Origin of the sequence: Thauera sp. 28, assembly GCF_000310145.2 — a bacterium.
GTDB lineage: Bacteria > Pseudomonadota > Gammaproteobacteria > Burkholderiales > Rhodocyclaceae > Thauera > Thauera mechernichensis.
Genome location: NZ_AMXA01000048.1, coordinates 1 through 17464 on the forward strand (window position 1 = coordinate 1; position 17464 = coordinate 17464).

15 protein-coding genes are annotated in these 17464 nt (G+C 68.1%); 6 read left to right on the forward strand and 9 right to left on the reverse strand.

Features of this window, described 5'->3' with window-relative positions; all coding sequences use genetic code 11:
• Positions 1-487: phosphoenolpyruvate carboxylase (locus C662_RS18605; protein WP_002933179.1), on the reverse strand; the 487-nt coding region annotated here is incomplete at its 3' end.
• A 275-nt stretch (positions 488-762) separates the two neighbouring features.
• Between C662_RS18605 and hemC the strand changes: the two genes are divergently transcribed.
• The 3 genes from hemC to C662_RS18620 all read left to right on the forward strand — a co-directional run bounded on the left by hemC (position 763) and on the right by C662_RS18620 (position 5167).
• The gene (gene hemC / locus C662_RS18610) at positions 763-1695 is read left to right on the forward strand and encodes a hydroxymethylbilane synthase (RefSeq protein WP_004248895.1); all 933 of its coding nucleotides are present in this window, start codon (positions 763-765) and stop codon (positions 1693-1695) included.
• Positions 1696-1785: 90 nt separating this feature from the next.
• Positions 1786-3966 carry a fused uroporphyrinogen-III synthase HemD/membrane protein HemX gene (hemDX, locus tag C662_RS18615; protein ID WP_002933185.1) on the forward strand — a complete coding sequence of 727 codons (2181 nt, stop codon included), beginning with the start codon at positions 1786-1788 and terminating at the stop codon, positions 3964-3966.
• Positions 3967-3976: 10 nt separating this feature from the next.
• The gene (locus C662_RS18620) at positions 3977-5167 is read left to right on the forward strand and encodes a heme biosynthesis HemY N-terminal domain-containing protein (protein ID WP_002933187.1); all 1191 of its coding nucleotides are present in this window, start codon (positions 3977-3979) and stop codon (positions 5165-5167) included.
• A 218-nt stretch (positions 5168-5385) separates the two neighbouring features.
• Here C662_RS18620 and hemF read toward each other — a convergent pair whose 3' ends face one another.
• The 6 genes from hemF to C662_RS18650 form a co-directional block, all read right to left on the reverse strand.
• The gene (gene hemF, locus C662_RS18625; RefSeq protein WP_002933193.1) at positions 5386-6294 is read right to left on the reverse strand and encodes an oxygen-dependent coproporphyrinogen oxidase; all 909 of its coding nucleotides are present in this window, start codon (positions 6292-6294) and stop codon (positions 5386-5388) included.
• Between the two features lie 5 nt (positions 6295-6299).
• A complete protein-coding gene (purD, locus tag C662_RS18630) occupies positions 6300-7577 on the reverse strand; it encodes a phosphoribosylamine--glycine ligase (RefSeq protein WP_002933195.1) in 1278 nt (425 codons plus the stop codon).
• 36 nt (positions 7578-7613) lie between these two features.
• Positions 7614-9203 (reverse strand): bifunctional phosphoribosylaminoimidazolecarboxamide formyltransferase/IMP cyclohydrolase, encoded by a 1590-nt coding sequence (purH, locus tag C662_RS18635; protein ID WP_002933199.1) that lies wholly within the window; start codon positions 9201-9203, stop codon positions 7614-7616.
• A gap of 90 nt (positions 9204-9293) precedes the next feature.
• Positions 9294-9530: a helix-turn-helix domain-containing protein gene (locus C662_RS18640; RefSeq protein ID WP_002933202.1), complete on the reverse strand. Its 237-nt coding sequence runs from the start codon at positions 9528-9530 to the stop codon at positions 9294-9296.
• On the reverse strand, positions 9527-10552 hold the full coding sequence (dusB, locus tag C662_RS18645) for a tRNA dihydrouridine synthase DusB (protein ID WP_037983335.1): 1026 nt from the start codon (positions 10550-10552) through the stop codon (positions 9527-9529). The genes C662_RS18640 and dusB overlap by 4 nt, the downstream gene beginning before the upstream one ends.
• A gap of 115 nt (positions 10553-10667) precedes the next feature.
• Positions 10668-11849: a trans-sulfuration enzyme family protein gene (locus C662_RS18650; protein ID WP_002933209.1), complete on the reverse strand. Its 1182-nt coding sequence runs from the start codon at positions 11847-11849 to the stop codon at positions 10668-10670.
• A gap of 155 nt (positions 11850-12004) precedes the next feature.
• Between C662_RS18650 and C662_RS18655 the strand changes: the two genes are divergently transcribed.
• Genes C662_RS18655 through C662_RS18665 form a run of 3 tightly spaced genes read left to right on the forward strand, consistent with a single transcriptional unit; the run spans position 12005 to position 14513 of the window.
• A complete protein-coding gene (locus tag C662_RS18655; protein ID WP_002933212.1) occupies positions 12005-13033 on the forward strand; it encodes a methionine ABC transporter ATP-binding protein in 1029 nt (342 codons plus the stop codon).
• Positions 13033-13692 (forward strand): methionine ABC transporter permease, encoded by a 660-nt coding sequence (locus C662_RS18660; protein WP_002933214.1) that lies wholly within the window; start codon positions 13033-13035, stop codon positions 13690-13692. The genes C662_RS18655 and C662_RS18660 overlap by 1 nt, the downstream gene beginning before the upstream one ends.
• 20 nt (positions 13693-13712) lie before the next feature.
• A complete protein-coding gene (locus C662_RS18665) occupies positions 13713-14513 on the forward strand; it encodes a MetQ/NlpA family ABC transporter substrate-binding protein (RefSeq protein WP_002933217.1) in 801 nt (266 codons plus the stop codon).
• A gap of 237 nt (positions 14514-14750) precedes the next feature.
• On the opposite strand, the gene C662_RS18670 is transcribed toward C662_RS18665, so the two are convergent.
• On the reverse strand, positions 14751-15965 hold the full coding sequence (locus C662_RS18670; protein WP_002933219.1) for an FAD-dependent monooxygenase: 1215 nt from the start codon (positions 15963-15965) through the stop codon (positions 14751-14753).
• Positions 15958-17313 carry an aminopeptidase P N-terminal domain-containing protein gene (locus C662_RS18675; protein WP_002933230.1) on the reverse strand — a complete coding sequence of 452 codons (1356 nt, stop codon included), beginning with the start codon at positions 17311-17313 and terminating at the stop codon, positions 15958-15960. The genes C662_RS18670 and C662_RS18675 overlap by 8 nt, the downstream gene beginning before the upstream one ends.
• Positions 17314-17464 lie beyond the last annotated feature (151 nt).

The window sequence follows — 17464 nt, forward strand, 5'->3', positions numbered from 1 at the left end:
GCGCGATCACGGTCTCGCAGTTGAGGATGCTCTTTCGTTGCACCTCGGTGGGGTGGGCGGTGAGCACCGGCGACACCAGCGCACCGTCAAAGAACGCGACCAGGCCTGCAGCATCGGTCACGCCGCTGTCGAACACCGCCTGCAGCGCGTGCGGCAGGCTGCCCTCGCGCGGGGCCGAGCCCGCCACCAGGTGCGCGCGCGAGCGCCGGATGTGGTGCTGGTCCTCGGCGATGTTGGCCAGGTGCGAGAAGTAGCTGAAGGCGCGCACGACCTGGATCGTCTGGTCGCGCGACAGCGCATCGAGGATGTCCTCGAGCTCGCGCCGGGCCGCAATGTCGTCGTCGCGGCGAAAGCGCACCGAGTTCTGGCGGATGCGCTCGATCAGCTCGAAGGCGGCTGCGCCCTGCTGGTCGCGCACGGTGTCACCGAGCAGGCGCCCGAGCAGGCGGATGTCTTCACGCAGCGGGGCGTCCTTGTCCTGGGTCATGTGTCTTGGTTTCCTGGTTGTCGTCTAGGGGGCCCTGCACCTGCCGTTGATCGTCCATGCTCACGTCAGGGCGTCCCGGCGTTGTGCATCGCTCCGGCGTCGCAGAGAGATGTGCTGCGTGCCAGGCAAGGCGGTCGGTGGGGAAAAGAGTGCGATCGGCACGCATGCTAGAATCCCGGCCTGTCCGCGCACCATTGGTGCGAACCCTGATGCTGCAGTGCGGCGAAATCTGGCCGTACCCGGCACCTTCCTACTTGTTACGTGAGTTATCCATCGTGAGCCAAGCGACCCCCGAGCGCATCGTCATCGCTACCCGTGAAAGCCGTCTCGCCCTGTGGCAGGCCGAGCACATCAAGGCCCGGCTCGAGGGATTGTATCCCGGCTGCAATGTCGAGCTTCTGGGCATGACCACGCGCGGTGACCAGATCCTCGACCGCCCGCTCGCGAAGGTTGGCGGCAAGGGCCTGTTCGTGAAGGAGCTGGAAACAGCCCTGCTCGATGGGCGCGCTGACATCGCCGTGCATTCGATGAAGGACGTACCGATGGTGATGGGCGATGAGTTCGTGCTGCCCTGCATCACGGAGCGCGAGGTTCCGCTCGACGCCTTCGTCTCCAATCGCTACGACAGCCTGGCGGACATGCCCCCTGGGGCTGTGGTGGGGACGTCCTCGCTGCGCCGCGAATCGCAGATCCATGCGCAGTATCCCTTCCTTGCCGTGACCAGCTTGCGCGGCAACCTCGACACCCGTCTGCGCAAGCTCGACGAAGGCCAGTACGACGCAATCATCCTCGCCGCGGCCGGGCTGACCCGGCTCGGACTGGGCGAGCGCATCCGCTCGGTGATGCCGGCCGAGGTGTCGCTGCCGGCCGCCGGACAGGGCGCGCTCGGTATCGAATGCCTGGCGGCGCGGCCCGATGTCATTGCCTGGCTGCAACCCCTGGTCGATGCCGATACTGCCGCCTGCGTGCTGGCCGAGCGTGCAGTCGCACGCGCACTGGCCGGCAGCTGCGAGGTGCCGCTGGGTGCCTACGCGGTGATCCGCGGAGGGCAGTTGTGGCTGCGAGGTTTCGTCGCCCGCCCCGATGGCAGCGAGATCGTCCGTGCCGAACGCGAGGGCGCGCCCGCCGATGCCGACGCGCTTGGCCGCGCACTGGCCGAAGATCTGCGCGCGCAGGGCGCCGAGGCGATCCTGGCCGATATCGGCTGACGGCGAACACAGCTGATGGCGACCGCCCCCGCTCTCCCGTCCGCGCCCGGTCCGGGCGCCGGCCCTCTCGCAGGGCGCTGCCTGGTCGTGATGCGCCCGCAGGAGCAGGCCGACAACCTGTGCCGGCGCATCGAGGCCGCAGGTGGCCGAGCCCTGCGCTTTCCGGTGATTGCGATCGGTGCGGCGCCCGATCCTGCCCAGCTCGAGGCCGTGGTACCCCGCCTCGACGAGTTCCAGCTGGCGTTCTTTGTCAGCCCCAATGCCGCCAACTACGCGATGCAGTACATCCTGCCGCGGCGCGCCTGGCCGGCCGGTCTGCGCGTGTCGACCGTGGGCAAGGGCAGCGAGCGGGTGCTGCGCGACTATGGCTTCGAGGCGGTCATTGCGCCGCAGGTCGGGTTCGACAGCGAGGCTGTGATTGCGCTGCCCGAGTTTGCCGCAGAGGCTGTGGCCGGCTGCAAGGTGCTGATCTTCCGCGGTGACGGCGGTCGCGAGTTGCTTGCCGATACCTTGCGCGAGCGCGGCGCCAGTGTTGAATATGTCACGTGCTATCGGCGCTACTGTCCGGAGCTTGATCCTGCGCTGTTGCTGCAGCCGGTGGGTCGCGGTGAGGTCGACGCCCTGCTGCTGACCAGCAGTGAAGGCGTCCGCAACCTGGCGCAGATGCTCGGCGCTGAAGGGCTTGCGGCATTGCGCCAGGTAAAGGTGTTCGCCACTCATCCACGCATCGTCGAGCAGGCCCGCGAGGCCGGTTTCGCTGACGTGATTGAGGCGCCCGCCGGTGATGACGGCCTGATGCAGGCACTTGAGGACCACTTTGGTTACACTGAAGCCATGAAAGAAGAGACTCCCGCCCTCACGCAGCCGCCGGCGAGCGCCCATCCCGATCGTAAGGACGATGCCCTCGACGCGGCGCGCGGCGAGCAAGCCGCTGCAAGCACGAGTGCCGATACGGTGGAGCGCGGCGAAGCCGCCTCGTCGGCCGAGACTTCAACCGATGTGGTCCAGCCTGCGGGCGGAGCCGAGCAGGGGGTGGTGGCCGCGCCGCGCCGCAGCGCTGCCGCGTGGTGGGCACTGTTGCTGGCCTTGGTGGCGATCGGCATTGCCGGCTGGGCAGTGTGGCAGGCACGCGACACGCGGGTCGGCGCGACCGTCCTGCGCGAGGAACTGGCGCAGCGCCTGTCCGAGGGCGAGCGGGTGGCGAGCGAGGCGCGCGGCATCGTGCGCCAGCAACAGGAAGTGATCGCCGCGCTTCAGGGCCGCCTGGGTGCGTTGAGCGCCAAGGTCGAGGAGACCGAAGGCCAGGCCGCTGCGCTCGAAGCCCTTTATCAGGAGTTCTCGCGTACGCGTGAAGACGGCGTGATTGCCGAGGTCGAGCAGGCGGTGGTGCTCGCCGCACAGCAGTTGCAGATTGCCGGCAACGTGGAGGCTGCGCTGATCGCGCTGCAGGAGGCCGAGTCCCGCCTCGCGCTGCATGATCGGGGTCAGCTTGCCGGGCTGCGGCGTGCGTTGGCAAACGACATCGACGCGCTCAAGTTGCAGCCGGTACTCGACGTCTCGGGCCTGAGCCTTCGCCTTGAGCGCCTGCTCGAGCGCGCCGACGCACTGCCGCTCGCCTTCGAGGGGCAGTTGCCGGTGGAGGCTGCGGTCGGCCGCGATCTGGCACCGGGCGAAAGCACCGGGCTGGCAGGCTGGATGGCCAGCGCGTGGCGCCTTGGCGAAGCGCTGGCGGCAGACGTCTGGCACGAAGTGCGCACCCTTATCCGGGTCGAGCGTCTCGACCAGGCAGAGCCGGTGTTGCTGGCGCCGGCGCAGAACGCTTTCCTGCGCGAGAACCTCAAGATCCGCCTGCTCACCGCGCGCCTCGCGCTGCTGGCCCGCGATGGCCGCACCTACGAGGCCGACCTGGCGCAGGCACGCGCCTGGGTGGAGCGTTTCTTCGACCCGCGTGACGCTCGCGTGCAGGCTGCGCTGACTGAACTCAAGACCCTGGAGGCGGTGCGGGTGCGCTATGAGCCGCACAACCTGTCCGAGACCTTCAATGCGCTGCGCCTTGCGCAAGCGCGTAGCGGTCGGCCGCAAGTGCCCACCACGCCGGCACAGGACGTCCCTGCGGCCGCGCCGGCTGCGGCGACTGCGGCGACTGCGGCGCCCGCTGCGGGCACGTCGGTGGAGGCCGCCGAGGTTGCCGCCGAAGCCCAGGAGGCCGGCGCTGCAGAAGGCACGGAAGGTGGCGATTCGGCAGGCGCGGCGCCGGCCGTGAGCGAGTGAGGGCCAGTCGATGCGCGCACTGATCTGGTTGATCGGCATCTTCGCCCTCGCTGTCGGCGTGGCGATGGTTGCCGGTGTGAATGACGGCTATGTCTTGGTTGTGCTGTCGCCCTGGCGGGCGCAGATCTCGCTGAACCTGTTCATCGTCCTGCTCGTCGTCGGCGTGCTGCTCGTCCACCTGCTGCTCAAGGTCATCGGTCGCACGCTTGGTCTGCCTGCCCGGGTTGCCAGCTGGCGTGAGCGCCGACGCCGGCAAAAGGCCGATCGCGCGCTGCATGGCGCGATCAATGCCCTGTTCGAAGGCCGTTTCTCGCAATCGCTCAAGTCGGCCTCGACTGCATACACTGCGAGCGCGGGCTCGTCCATGGCTGCACTGGTGGCTGCGCGCGCGGCGCACGGCCTGCAGGACGAGGCCCGTTACCAGGAGTGGCTGGGGCACGCCGCAGAAGAGAAGGGCAGTGAAGTAGCTCGCCTGATGACCGAGGCCGAGCTCGCCATCGAAAGCCGTCAGTTCGACGTTGCCGCGAGCCGCCTGCAGACCTTGCGCGATGCCGGTCACAAGCACATCGCCATGCTGCGGCTGGAGTCACGGGTGGCGCTGGCATTGGGGCGCTGGGACGAGTTGGTGCATCACGTACGCCAGCTGCGCAAGCACAAGGCTCTCAGCGATGAGCAGGCCGCGCCCAAGCTGAGGCGGGCACACATCGAGCGCATGAAGCAGCTGGCGGGCGACGCTGCGGCGCTTGCGCAGTACTGGAAGGAGATCCCCGAGGACGAGTTGCAGGATCGGGGTCTGGTGGAGCGCGCACTGCCGCTGATGGCGCGCGCCGGCCATGGTGTGACGGTCCGGCGCCAGGTCGAGCGTCTGCTCGACGAACGCTGGGATACGGCGCTGGCGCGCCTGTACGCCTACTGCGCGGCGTCGAACGAGGATGCGCGCAGCTGCCTGCAGAAGGCCGAAGGCTGGCTCGAGGCGCATCCTCAGGACAGCGGCCTGCTGTTTGCCCTTGGCCAGCTGTGCCGGCGCAGTGAACTGTGGGGCAAGGCGCAGAGCTACCTCGAAGCCTCGCTCAAGCAGTCGCCGGCGGTGGATACGCATCTTGCGCTGGCACACCTGTTCGACACGCTCGAGCGTCCGGCAGACGCCCAGCGCCACTACCGTGCCGCGGCGGAGAAGGTGGGCTCGGCCGCAGCGGCCTGAAGGCAGCGCAGGGCTGGGCACAAGGGGGCCGCGGGCGTAGTGTTTGCGGCCCTCTGCGCTTTCTAGGGCCAGGGATGGCAGGTGTGCTTGGAGGAAGAAAATCTCGCGGCTGGCGCCGCTCCTACAGCAAACCCAACGCGCGTCGCCCCCTGTAGGAGCGGCGCGAGCCGCGAGGGGTTTAAGGCCTTTGCGCCTGCGTCGAGCCCAAAGCGCCAGGCTCAGGCCCAGTCCCGCGGCTTGAGAAAGATGTCGTAGAGCTGCGACTCGGGGCTGCCGGGCTCGGGGTGCCAGTCGTAGCGCCACTTCACGATCGGTGGCATCGACATCAGGATCGATTCGGTACGACCGCCGGACTGCAGGCCAAACAGTGTGCCGCGGTCGAACACCAGGTTGAACTCCACGTAGCGGCCGCGGCGGTAGGCCTGGAAGTCGCGCTCGCGTTCGCCGTAGGCAATGTCCTTGCGGCGCTCGATGATCGGCAGGTAGGCGTCGAGGAAGGCTTCGCCGACCGAGCGTGTCAGCCCGAAGGCGGTATCGAAATCGGTCTGGCCGTCGGCGCCGAGATCGTCGAAGAACAGCCCGCCCACGCCGCGTGGCTCGTTACGGTGCTTGAGAAAGAAGTAACGGTCGCACCAGTCCTTGAGGCGGCGGTGCTCCGCCTCGCCGCCCCAGGGCAGCACGGCTGCCTTGCAGGTGGCGTGGAAGTGGCGGACGTCGTCCTCGAAGCCGTAATACGGCGTCAGGTCCATGCCGCCGCCGAACCACCACACCGGGGCCTTGTCCTCGGCCATGGCGATGAAGCAGCGCACGTTCATGTGCACCGTGGGGCACCAGGGGTTGCGCGGGTGCAGCACGAGCGACACGCCCATGGCCTCGAAGCGCCGGCCGGCGAGTTCGGGGCGGTGGGCAGTGGCCGAGGCCGGCATGGCGTCGCCGGTGACGTGGGAAAAGTTGACCCCGCCGCGCTCGAAGAAGTTACCGTCCTCGATCACTCGCGTCAGCCCGCCACCGCCGCCCGGGCGCTCCCAGCCGTCGGCACGGAAGGCGACGCCATCGAAGGCTTCGAGGCGGCCGACGATGCGCGACTGCAGCCCCGTGAACCAGGGCTTTACGATCTCGGCCTGCATCGTCATCAGAGCTTGCGGCCGATGGCGCGGTGGCCGATGTCGCGGCGGTACTGGCGGCCCTCGAACTGGATCATGTCGGCGATCTCGTAGGCGCGCTTCTGCGCCGTGCGCACGTTGTCGCCGAGCGCAGTCACGCACAGCACGCGGCCGCCGGCGGTGACGACTTGGCCGTCCTCGTCGGCGGTGCCGGCATGGAACACATGCACGTCCTCGAGCTCGTTGGCGGGCAGGCCGGTGATGGCGTCGCCCTTGCGCGGGCTGTCCGGGTAGCCGGCGGCAGCCAGCACAACTCCCAGCGCAAAGCGGCGATCCCACTCGGCTTCGGTGTGGTCGAGCTTGCCGGCGATGGCCGCTTCGATGAGGTCTGCGAGGTCCGTCTTGAGCCGCATCATGATCGGTTGCGTTTCCGGATCGCCCATGCGGCAGTTGAACTCGACCACGCGCGGACGGCCGTCGCCGTCGATCATCAGCCCGGCATAGAGGAAGCCGATGTAAGGCAGGCCGTCGGCAGTCATGCCGGCCAGCGTCGGGTTGATGATCTCGCGCATCACGCGTGCATGCACGTCGGGGGTCACCACCGGAGCGGGCGAATACGCGCCCATGCCGCCGGTATTGGGGCCCTGGTCGCCGTCTTTGAGGCGCTTGTGGTCCTGGCTGGTGGCGAGCGCGAGCGCGTTCCTGCCGTCGGCCATGACGATGAAGCTGGCTTCCTCGCCCTCCATGAATTCCTCGATGACCACGCGCGCGCCGGCATCACCCATCTTGTTGTCGAGCAGCATCATGTCGATCGCGGCATGGGCCTCGTCTGCCGTCATCGCCACCACGACGCCCTTGCCCGCAGCCAGGCCGTCGGCCTTGATCACGATCGGCGCGCCCTCGGTGTCGATGTAGGCGTGCGCCTCGGCAGCGTCCGAGAAGGTCTGGTACTTCGCGGTCGGGATGTTGTGGCGGACGAGGAACTGCTTGGCGAAGTCCTTCGAGCTCTCGAGCTGCGCAGCCGCCTTGGTGGGGCCGAAGATCGGCAGGCCGGCGGCGCGGAAGGCGTCCACAACGCCGGCCGCGAGCGGGGCTTCGGGGCCGACCACGGTGAAGGCGACCTGTTCGCGCTTGGCCAGTTCGACCAGCACCTTGATATCGGTGACCGGTACGTTCTGCAGCAGCTTCTCGGCAGCGGTGCCGGGGTTGCCCGGCGCCACCAGCACGCGGGTGACCTTGGGCGACTGGGCGAGCTTCCAGGCCAGCGCGTGTTCGCGACCGCCTGAACCGATGACGAGGACTTTCATGAGCTGCTCCGGATCTCTGCGGGGAGGATGTCGTTATTAGTGGCGGAAGTGGCGGAAGCCGGTGAACACCATGGCGATGTTCTGCTCGTTGGCGGCGGCGATGACCTCTTCGTCGCGCATCGAGCCGCCCGGCTGGATCACCGCCGTGGCGCCAGCCTGGGCGAGCACGTCGAGGCCATCGCGGAAGGGGAAGAAGGCGTCGGAGGCGACCACGCAGCCGGCGATCTGCAGACCGGCGTTCTCGGCCTTGATCTTGGCGATGCGGGCGGAGTCGACGCGGCTCATCTGGCCGGCGCCGACGCCGATGGTCATGCCGTCCTTGCAGTACACGATGGCGTTGGACTTGACGTACTTGGCCACGCGCCAGGCGAACAGCATGTCGCGCATCTCGGCGTCAGTCGGTGCGCGCTGGGTGACGACCTTGAGGTCGGCGACCTGGATGCGAGCCTCGTCGGCGCTCTGCACGAGCAGGCCGCCACCGACACGCTTGTAGTCGAAGGCGCCTGCGGGCTGGCCGAGCGGGCAGGTGAGCACGCGCACGTTCTTCTTGCCGGCGAGCAGTTCGAGCGCGTCGGCAGTGTAGGACGGCGCAATCAGCACCTCCAGGAACTGCGCCGACACCGCTTCCGCGGCGGCACGGTCAACCTCGCCGTTGAAGGCGATGATGCCGCCGAAGGCAGAGGTCGGGTCGGTGGCGAAGGCCTTCTTGTAGGCTTCGAGCGGGCTGGCGGCGACGGCCACGCCGCAGGGGTTGGCGTGCTTGACGATGACACAGGCGGCGGCCGGGCCGTCGAAGGCCTTGACGCATTCCCAGGCCGCGTCTGCGTCGGCGATGTTGTTGTACGACAGCTCCTTGCCCTGCAACTGGGTGTAGCCGGCAACGCCACCCTCGGCTGCGCCCGGTTGGCGGTAGAAGGCCGCTGTCTGGTGCGGGTTCTCACCGTAGCGCAGGTCCTGCACCTTGTCGAAGGCGAGCTGCAGGCGCTCGGGGTAGGTCTGCAGCGACACGTCGCCGGCGTCGTTGGTGACCAGCGCGGTGAGGTAGTTGGAGATCGCCGAGTCGTAGCGCGCAGTGTGGGTGAAGGCCTTCACCGCGAGCGCGAAGCGGGTCTTGTGGCTGAGCTTGCCGGCGTTGGACTTGAGCTCGGCGACGATGCCGGCGTAGTCCTCGGGGTCGGTGACGATGCCGACACCGCCGTCTTCGTTGCCGTGGTTCTTGGCCGCGGCGCGCACCATGGTGGGGCCGCCGATGTCGATGTTCTCGATCGCATCTTCCAGCGAGCAGTCGGGCTTGGCCACGGTCTGCTGGAAGGGGTAGAGGTTCACCACCACGAGGTCGATGCGGCCGATGTCGTGTGCAGCGATCGTGTCCATGTGCTCGGCGAGATCACGACGGGCGAGGATGCCGCCATGCACCTTGGGGTGCAGGGTCTTGACGCGGCCGTCGAGCATCTCCGGGAAGCCGGTGTGCTCGGAAACGTCTGTCACCTCGAGGCCGGCTTCGCGCAACAGGCTGGCGGTGCCGCCGGTCGACAGCAGCTTGACGCCGAGCGCGGAGAGCTCGCGGGCGAATTCGAGCACGCCGCGTTTGTCGGAAACACTGATCAGGGCTTGGGTGACGTTCATCGTGGTGACTGGGCTGAGGATTGAGAAAAACGGAGGGTCGAGGTGCGCGCCGCGCCTTCCGGTTCGAGCCGAAGAGCGCGCGGTGGCGGCTTACAGCAGTTCGTAGTCGGTGAGCTTGCGGCGCAGCGTGTTGCGGTTGATGCCCAGCATCTCGGCGGCGACCGTCTGGTTGCCCTTGGCCTGCTCGAGAACGAACTGCAGCATCGGGCGTTCGACGTTACGGATCACCATGTCATGGATGGCGCCCGGTTTCTCGCCGTCGAGGTCGCGGAAATACTGATCCAGGGTGCGAACGACGGCGTCCGCGATCTCGTTGTTGCGGCTCATGCGGCGAGTTCCTGCAGGTTTTCGTCGGCTTCGTAGCTCAGGCGCGCATCGGCCTCGGCTAGCTGGCCGAAGAAGTCGTCAACGGCGGCGAGCTGGGCGGGAATGTCGGGGATCTGGTTCATCGCCCGGCGGAACGCCGCCGAGCCGACCAGGCCCTTGGTGTACCAGGAGATGTGCTTGCGCGCGATCTTGACGCCGCGCTCGTCGCCGTAGAAGCCGTACAGGTCGGCGAGGTGTTCGCGGCAGACCTGATGGATCTCGCTCACCAGCGGCGGCGGCATCAGCTCGCCGGTGGCGAGGTAGTGCTCGATCTCGCGGAAGATCCACGGCCGGCCCTGTGCGGCGCGCCCGATCATGACGCCATCGGCGCCGGTGTAGTCAAGGACGTGCTTCGCTTTCTGTGGACTGGTGATGTCGCCGTTGGCGATCACCGGGATGCTCACCAGGGTCTTGACGTGGGCGATGGTGTCGTACTCGGCCTCGCCCATGTACTGGTCGGCGCGGGTACGGCCGTGGATGGCGATGGCGCGGATGCCGGACGCCTCGGCGATGCGGGCGATCGTCGGCGCGTTCTTGTTGGCACGGTTCCAGCCGGTGCGGAACTTGAGCGTGACCGGGGTATCGGGCACGGCCTTGACCACCGCTTCGAGGATGCGCGCCACCAGCGGTTCGTCCTGCATCAGCGCCGAGCCAGCCATCACGTTGCACACCTTCTTGGCCGGGCAACCCATGTTGATGTCGATGATCTGCGCGCCATTGTCGGCGTTGTACTTTGCGGCCTCGGCCATCATTGCCGGGTCGGCGCCGGCAATCTGCACCGAGATCGGGTCGACCTCGCCGGTGTGATCTGCACGGCGACGGGTCTTTTCGCTGCCATAGAGCAGGGAGTTGGACGTCACCATCTCGGACACGGCCACGCCTGCGCCCAGTTTCTTGCACAACTGGCGGAAAGGACGATCCGTCACCCCGGCCATCGGAGCGACGAAGAGATTGTTGCGCAAGGTAAAGCCGGCGAACTGCATGGGCGGGAGCGAGCGATGAAAGCCCGGCATTTTACCCCATCGTTCAAACCCTTGGCGTGTCGGCTGTCGCAGTGCAGCGTAATGACAACGCTGCATTGGTACATGCGGCAAGCGCTCAGGTGCTCGGTTGCGCGCCGGCGGGGCGGCAAGCCAGTGCCTGCTCCAGGTCGGCAACGAGGTCCTCGGTGTCCTCGATGCCCACCGACAGGCGCAGCAGGTCGTCGGGGCAGCGCGTGCCCGGTCCTTCGACCATGGCGCGGTGCTCGATGAGGCTTTCCACCGAGCCGAGCGAGGTTGCGCGCCGGAAGATGCGCACCCGGGCGGCCACCTCGTGCGCCGCCGCGGCGCCACCGCGCACCCGCAGCGACAGCATGGCGCCGAAGCCGCCGATCATCTGCCTGCAGGCGATAGCATGGCCGGGGTGGCTGGGGAGGCCGGGGTAGCGCACCTCGAGCACGGCGGGATGGTGTTCGAAGTGCTGTGCGATGTGCAGCGCCGACGCTGCCGCCGTGCGTACGCGCGGAAACAGCGTACGCAGACCGCGGTTGAGCAGCCAGGCCTCGAAGGGGCCGAGGACGGCGCCGCCGGCTGCACGTGCGGTCTTTATGCGACTCCAGAAATCGTCGGCGGCGGCGGTGACGAGCACGCCCGCGACGACGTCGGAATGACCGTTGAGGTACTTGGTCGCCGAGTGCATGACGATATCTGCACCGAGCGCCAGCGGGCGGGTGAAGACCGGGGTCGGTACCGTGGAGTCCACCACCAGACGGGCGCCGGCGGCGTGGGCGAGCCTGGCCGCGCGGGCGATATCGATGATGTCCCAGGTCGGGTTGGCGGGGGTCTCGGCCCATACCAGATCGGCCGGCGCCTGCAGCAATCCGGCGAGTTCGTCGGTGTCGGCATAGAAATCGAGGCCGATCTGCCAGTTGGCGGAGAAGCCGATCAACCAGTTGCGCAGCGACCAGTACATGTCGTGCGGAGCGACGATGCGTGCGCCCGGCTTGAGTGCCAGCAGCACAGCCGATGCGGCGGCCATGCCGGAGGCGAACAATGCCGCCGCCGCGCCGCCTTCGAGCTCGCACAGCAGGGCTTCGGCAGGGTCGTAGGCCGGGCTGGCGTCGCGGGCGTAGATGCGGCCGCCCGGCAGGCTGCCATCCTCGGCACGCTCGAAGGTGCTCGCCATATGGATCGGCGGCACGATGTCGCGGTGCGGCATCGTGCTCGCGCCGAGGCCCTGGGCGGCGAGGGTGGCGGGGGCGAAGTTGGCGCCAGGCCTGCGGTGGTCGTCGTGCTGCATGGTGTGCGTTCCTTGATGAGTGCGGGGGCGCGCAACGGGGCGCACAATAGAGCGGATGCTTGCCAGGGTGGCGGCGAGCCTACAAGTTCGGCGTGGTGGTGTCGAGTCTGAGCTAGGGGTAAGATCGCAGGTTTTTTCCTGCCCGGGCGCTCACCGTGATCCGTATCGAGAACCTGCACAAGACCTATCGCGCTGCCGACGGCCGCGACGTCTCCGCGCTCGCCGACGTCAGCCTGGAGATCGGCGCCGGCGAGGTGTTCGGCATCATCGGCCGTTCGGGCGCAGGCAAGAGTACGCTGATCCGCACCCTCAACCTGCTCGAGCGCCCCTCGGCCGGGCGCGTGCTGATTGACGGCGAAGACATCACCTCGCTCGACAGCGAAGGCCTGTACGCGCTGCGCCGGCGTGTCGGCATGATCTTCCAGCACTTCAATCTGCTCAACGCCAAGACGGTGGCCGATAACATCGACTGGCCGCTGAAGGCGACCGGCCACACCGACGCCACCGCGCGCGCCGCGCGCGTGAAGGAGTTGCTGGCGCTGGTGGGGCTTTCCGAGCATGGCCACAAGTACCCCTCGCAGCTCTCAGGCGGCCAGAAGCAGCGCGTGGGTATCGCGCGTGCGCTCGCCAACCGGCCGCAGCTGTTGCTGTGCGACGAGGCGACCTCGGCGCTCGACCCCGAGACCACGCAGTCCATCCTGCGCCTGCTGCTCGACATCAACCGCCAGCTCGGCCTCACCATCGTACTGATCACCCACGAGATGCAGGTCATCCGCACGATCTGCGACCGCGTCGCGGTGATCGACGGTGGGCGCATCGTCGAAGCGGGCAGGGTGGCCGACGTGTTCCTGCATCCGCAGCATCCGGTGACACGCAGCATGGTGGCGCAGAGCGACGCGCTCGCCGCGGCCAGTTACGATCCGGCACATGCTTACATGAGCGACAAGCTGCGCGGCACCCTGGTGCGCCTGACCTACATCGGCGACGTCACCTACCAGCCCATCCTCAGTCGCATCATGGCCGGCGCCAAGGTGCAGATCACGATCCTGCAGGGGGAGGTGTCGAGCATCAAGGACGTGCCTTTCGGCCAGCTGCTGCTCGAGCTCGAGGGTAGCGAGGATGATATCGGCGCCGTGTTCGCCGAACTCGACCGCCACCAGATCCACCACGAGGTGCTGCAGTAATGGACCTGTCCGTCATCGACTGGAGCGACATCGGCGTCGCCACCTGGGAGACCCTGGTGATGACCGGCGTGTCGCTGTTCTTCACCATCCTGCTCGGCCTGCCGCTGGGCATCCTGCTGTTCGTCACCGCCAGGCGGCAGCTGCTGGAGCAGGGCTTCGTCTATGCAGTGCTGTCCTTCGTGGTCAATGTGCTGCGCTCGGTGCCCTTCCTGATCCTGCTGATCGTGATGATCCCGGTGACGGTGATCCTGATCGGCACCTCGCTCGGCGTCGAAGGCGCGATCCCGCCGCTGGTGGTGGGCACGGCGCCTTTCTTTGCCCGCCTGGTCGAGAACGTGCTGCGCGAAGTCGATCGCGGCGTCATCGAGGCCTGCCAGGCGATGGGTATCCGCACCTGGCGCATCATCTTCGGCGCCCTGTTGCCCGAGGCCCTGCCGGGCCTGATCGCCGCAGTGACGGTAACCGCGATCACGCTGATGTCCTATGCCGCAATGTCGGGCGTGATCGGCGGCGGCGGCCTCGGCGACCTCGCCATCCGTTTCGGCTATCAGCGCTTCCAGACCGAGGTGATGGTGATCACCGTCGCTCTGCTGGTGGTGCTGGTGCAGATCATCCAGTACTCGGGCGACCGCCTGGTGCTGTATTTCACCCGCAAGTGATCCTCACAAAGGAGCTGTCCATGTCGCATACCCTGCGCAAACTCTTCATCGCCAGTCTTGGCGCCCTTACCCTGGGCGCCGCTGCCACCGCGTCTGCAGCCGACCGCCTGGTCATCGCCGCCACCCCGGTGCCGCACGCCGAGATCCTCGAATTCGTCAAGCCGTTGCTGGCCAAGGACGGCGTGGAACTGGAGGTGAAGGTATTCACCGACTACGTCCAGCCCTCGATGCAGACCAACGAGAAGCGCGTCGACGGCAACTTCTTCCTGCACCAACCCTATCTGGACGCCTTCAAGCAGAAGCAGAAGAACGACATCCAGGTCGTGGTGACCAAGGTGCACGTCGAGCCGCTCGGTGCCTATTCCGCCAAGCACAAGGCCGCAACCGATATCCCGGACGGCGCCACCGTGGCGATTCCCAACGACCCCTCCAACTCCGGCCGCGCGCTGCTGCTGATGGCCAAGAATGGTCTGATCACGCTGAAGGACATCAACAGTGTGTCGGCGACGCAAAAGGACATCGCCGCCAATCCCAAGAAGCTGCGCATCCGCGAACTCGAGGCTGCGACTCTGCCGCGCATCCTCAACCAGGTCGACCTGGCGGTGATCAACACCAACTACGCGATCGAGGCCAAGCTGAATCCGCTGCAGGACTCGCTGTTCATCGAGGACGCCAGCTCGCCGTACGCCAACCTGCTGGTGGCGCGCGAGGACAACGCTGACAGCGCGGCGATGAAGAAGCTGGCTGCTGCGCTCAACTCTGAAGAAGTGAGGCAGTTCATCGCCGACAAGTACCAGGGCGCGGTGGTGCCGGCGTTCTGACCCGCGCGGCGCCCGATCTCGGGCGCCGTTCATGAGCGCTCGCGGATTGTGCCGTGGAGCAAGTGCGGCCGGGAACCCCCTGTAGGAGCGGCGCCAGCCGCGAGGGTTTGAGGGCGATAGTGCCGTCGCAAGCCCCAAAAGCTCGCGGCTGGCGCCGCTCCTACAGAGCCCCGTAGCAGCTGATTACCTGGGTGGGAGCGGCGCCAGCCGCGAGGGTTTGATGAGTGCCCGCCCCGGTCAGGGCCAGGCGCGGGCGCCGAACATCATGCGGCGGGCGACGAAATGGCGTAGTGGCGGCAGCAGGTCGAGCGCGACCAGCGCTGCGCCGCGAGCGTGGCGCAGCGGCGCGAAGTCGTTGCTGAACACCCGCACCAGGGTGTCGGTGAAGCGGATCGTGCCCAGGCGGTCCAGGCCGCGCGCGCGCGCATAGGCCGCGAGGACTTCGGCACGGCCGATATCCTCACGGACGCACGTTTTTTCGCCGTGCGCGCCAAACGCGTGCGAATCCACCTTACGCAGCAGTGTCTCGGCAAGCGCCCACACGTCGCGCAGCGCCAGGTTGAAACCCTGGCCGGCGACCGGGTGCAGGGTCTGCGCGGCATTGCCGAGCCACACCGTGCGCTCGGCAATCGTCGAGCGCCGGTAGCGCAGTACCAACGGGTAGCGCAGGCGTGGGCCGACACTGGTGAGGCGGGCGCGACCACCGATGTGGGTCTGCAGGCGGGCGAGGTAGGCGGCATCGTCGAGCGCGAGCAGTTCGTCGGCGGTCTCGGGGCGGGCGACATGCACCAGCGCGTAGCCTTCGCCCTTGGGCAGCAGCGCCACCGGGCCTTGCGAGGTGAAGCGCTCGAATGCGGTGGCGCGGTGACCGCCGGCGACCTGCACGTCGGCGATGAGCGCGTGCTGGCCGTAGTCGTGCTCGACCACGTTGCCGTCGTCGGCGCGCAGGCCTCCCTCGGCGCAGGCCGCGAGCCGCGCGCGCAGGGTTGCGGCGGGCCTGCCCGGACCAGAGAGGCTGGCGATGACGTCGTCGGCGCCGGGGGCGAGCTGGGTCACTTCGGTTTCGTCAAACACGGGGATGCCAGCGGCGTCTACCCGGGCACGCAGGGCCGCGGCGAGGGCGCCCGCCGGGACGACGTAGCCGAGCGCGGGCAGGTCGTGCTCGCTGGCATCGATCAGAGTGCGGCCGAGGCCGCCCTGGTGCGAGATGTGGATGTGTGCGATCGCGGTCTTGGGAAGTGCATCCCAGACACCGAGGCCTTGCAGCGTGAGCCCGGTGCCGTGCGCCAGCGCCAGGTCGCGCGGGTCTCGGGTGACGGCCTCGCGCGGGCGGGTGTCGGCGAGCACGATATCGAGACCGGCGTCCTTGAGCGTCAGTGCAAGCGCCAGGCCGACCGGCCCGGCGCCGACGATGAGCAGATCATGCACGTGGCTGGCCGCCGTTTCAGCCATGGCGCGCCTCGCGCATCAGCGCCTCGATCTCGGCGACCGCCTTGGGTACGCCTTCGGTGATCAGCTCGCAGCCGTCGGCGGTGACGACGGCGTCGTCCTCGATGCGGATGCCGATGTTCCAGAAGGCTTCAGGCACGTCGTCGGCCGGGCGGATGTACATGCCCGGCTCGATGGTCAGCACCATGCCCTCGACCAGCGCTCGCCACTCGCCGCCGAGCTTGTACTCGCCGGCATCGTGCACGTCCATGCCCAGCCAGTGGCCGGTGCGGTGCATGTAGAAGCGACGGTAGTCGCCGTTTTCGAGCACGGCGTCGAGGCTGCCCTTCAGCACACCGAGGTCGATCATGCCCTGAGCGAGCACCTTCACCGCGGCGTCGTGCGGCTCGTTCCAGTGCGCGCCCGGGCGGGTGGCGTCGCGCGCTGCCGCCTGGGCGGCGAGCACGATTTCGTAGGCGTCACGCTGGGGGGCGGAGAAGCGGCCGTTGACCGGGAAGCTGCGGGTGATGTCCGAGGCGTAGCCGTCGAGCTCGCAGCCGGCGTCGATGAGCAGCAGTGCGCCGTCGGCCAGGGGCTGGTCGTTGTCGACGTAGTGCAGCACGCAGGCGTTGGCGCCGCCGGCCACGATCGAGGTGTAGGCCGGCGCCTGGCTGCCGGCGGCGCGAAAGGCGTGCAGCAGTTCGGCCTCGATCTCGTATTCGAAGCGCCCCGGGCGGGTGGCGCGCATCGCGCGGCAATGGGCGTCGGCAGAGATCTGTGCCGCGCGGCGCATGGTGGCGAGCTCGGAACAGTCCTTGACCAGGCGCATCTCATCGAGTTCGGCGCGCAGGTCGCGCACCGAGTGCGGTGGGGTGAGGCCGCTGCGGGCCTTGTCGCGCACCGCGTTGAGCGCGCCCAGTACCTTGGCGTCCCAGTCGTTGTCGTAGCCGAGGCTGGTCCACAGCAGGGGCTGGTCAGCGAGGTAGTCGGGCAGGCGCTTCTCGAGGTCGCCGATGGTCCACGCCTCGTCGAAGCCGAAGGCCTCGCGTGCGGCGTCCGGGCCCCAGCGGTAGCCGTCCCAGATCTCGCGCTCCTCGTTCTTCTCGCGGCAGAACAGGATCTGCTTCGTCTCCTTGCCCGCAACGAGCACGACGACCGCCTCTGGCTCGCGGAAGGCGGTGAGGTAGTAGAAGTAGCTGTCGTGGCGGTAGGCGTAGTGGGCGTCGCGGTTGCGCACGCGCTCGGGGGCGGTGGGCAGGATGGCGACGCCGCCGCCCGCGGCCTGCATGCGCGCGAGCAGGCGAGCGCGACGGGCACGGAAGGGGGCGGTGTCCAGGGATGCGGCGAGGCTGGGGGTAGTGAGGGCGTTCATAGCCGGGATTATGGCACCGCGTTCGGGGCGGCGGGAGCTGGGAGGGGGGAGGCGACGTGGCTTGGTGGGATGTCGAGAAAAGCTCGCGGCTTGCGCCGCTCCCACTGGGGGGTGATCGACCGCAGCAGGATGCCGTGGGAGCGGCGCAAGC

Coding starts and splice junctions, on each gene's coding strand:
- C662_RS18665 (WP_002933217.1), top strand. CDS start 13,713: ATGTCGCATACCCTGCGCAAACTCTTCATCGCCAGTCTTGGCGCCCTT.
- dusB (WP_037983335.1), bottom strand. CDS start 10,552: ATGCAGTTCGCCGGCTTTACCTTGCGCAACAATCTCTTCGTCGCTCCG.
- C662_RS18670 (WP_002933219.1), bottom strand. CDS start 15,965: ATGGCTGAAACGGCGGCCAGCCACGTGCATGATCTGCTCATCGTCGGC.
- C662_RS18675 (WP_002933230.1), bottom strand. CDS start 17,313: ATGAACGCCCTCACTACCCCCAGCCTCGCCGCATCCCTGGACACCGCC.
- hemF (WP_002933193.1), bottom strand. CDS start 6,294: ATGCAGGCCGAGATCGTAAAGCCCTGGTTCACGGGGCTGCAGTCGCGC.
- hemDX (WP_002933185.1), top strand. CDS start 1,786: ATGCGCCCGCAGGAGCAGGCCGACAACCTGTGCCGGCGCATCGAGGCC.
- purH (WP_002933199.1), bottom strand. CDS start 9,203: ATGAACGTCACCCAAGCCCTGATCAGTGTTTCCGACAAACGCGGCGTG.
- purD (WP_002933195.1), bottom strand. CDS start 7,577: ATGAAAGTCCTCGTCATCGGTTCAGGCGGTCGCGAACACGCGCTGGCC.
- C662_RS18640 (WP_002933202.1), bottom strand. CDS start 9,530: ATGAGCCGCAACAACGAGATCGCGGACGCCGTCGTTCGCACCCTGGAT.
- C662_RS18650 (WP_002933209.1), bottom strand. CDS start 11,849: ATGCAGCACGACGACCACCGCAGGCCTGGCGCCAACTTCGCCCCCGCC.
- C662_RS18660 (WP_002933214.1), top strand. CDS start 13,033: ATGGACCTGTCCGTCATCGACTGGAGCGACATCGGCGTCGCCACCTGG.
- C662_RS18620 (WP_002933187.1), top strand. CDS start 3,977: ATGCGCGCACTGATCTGGTTGATCGGCATCTTCGCCCTCGCTGTCGGC.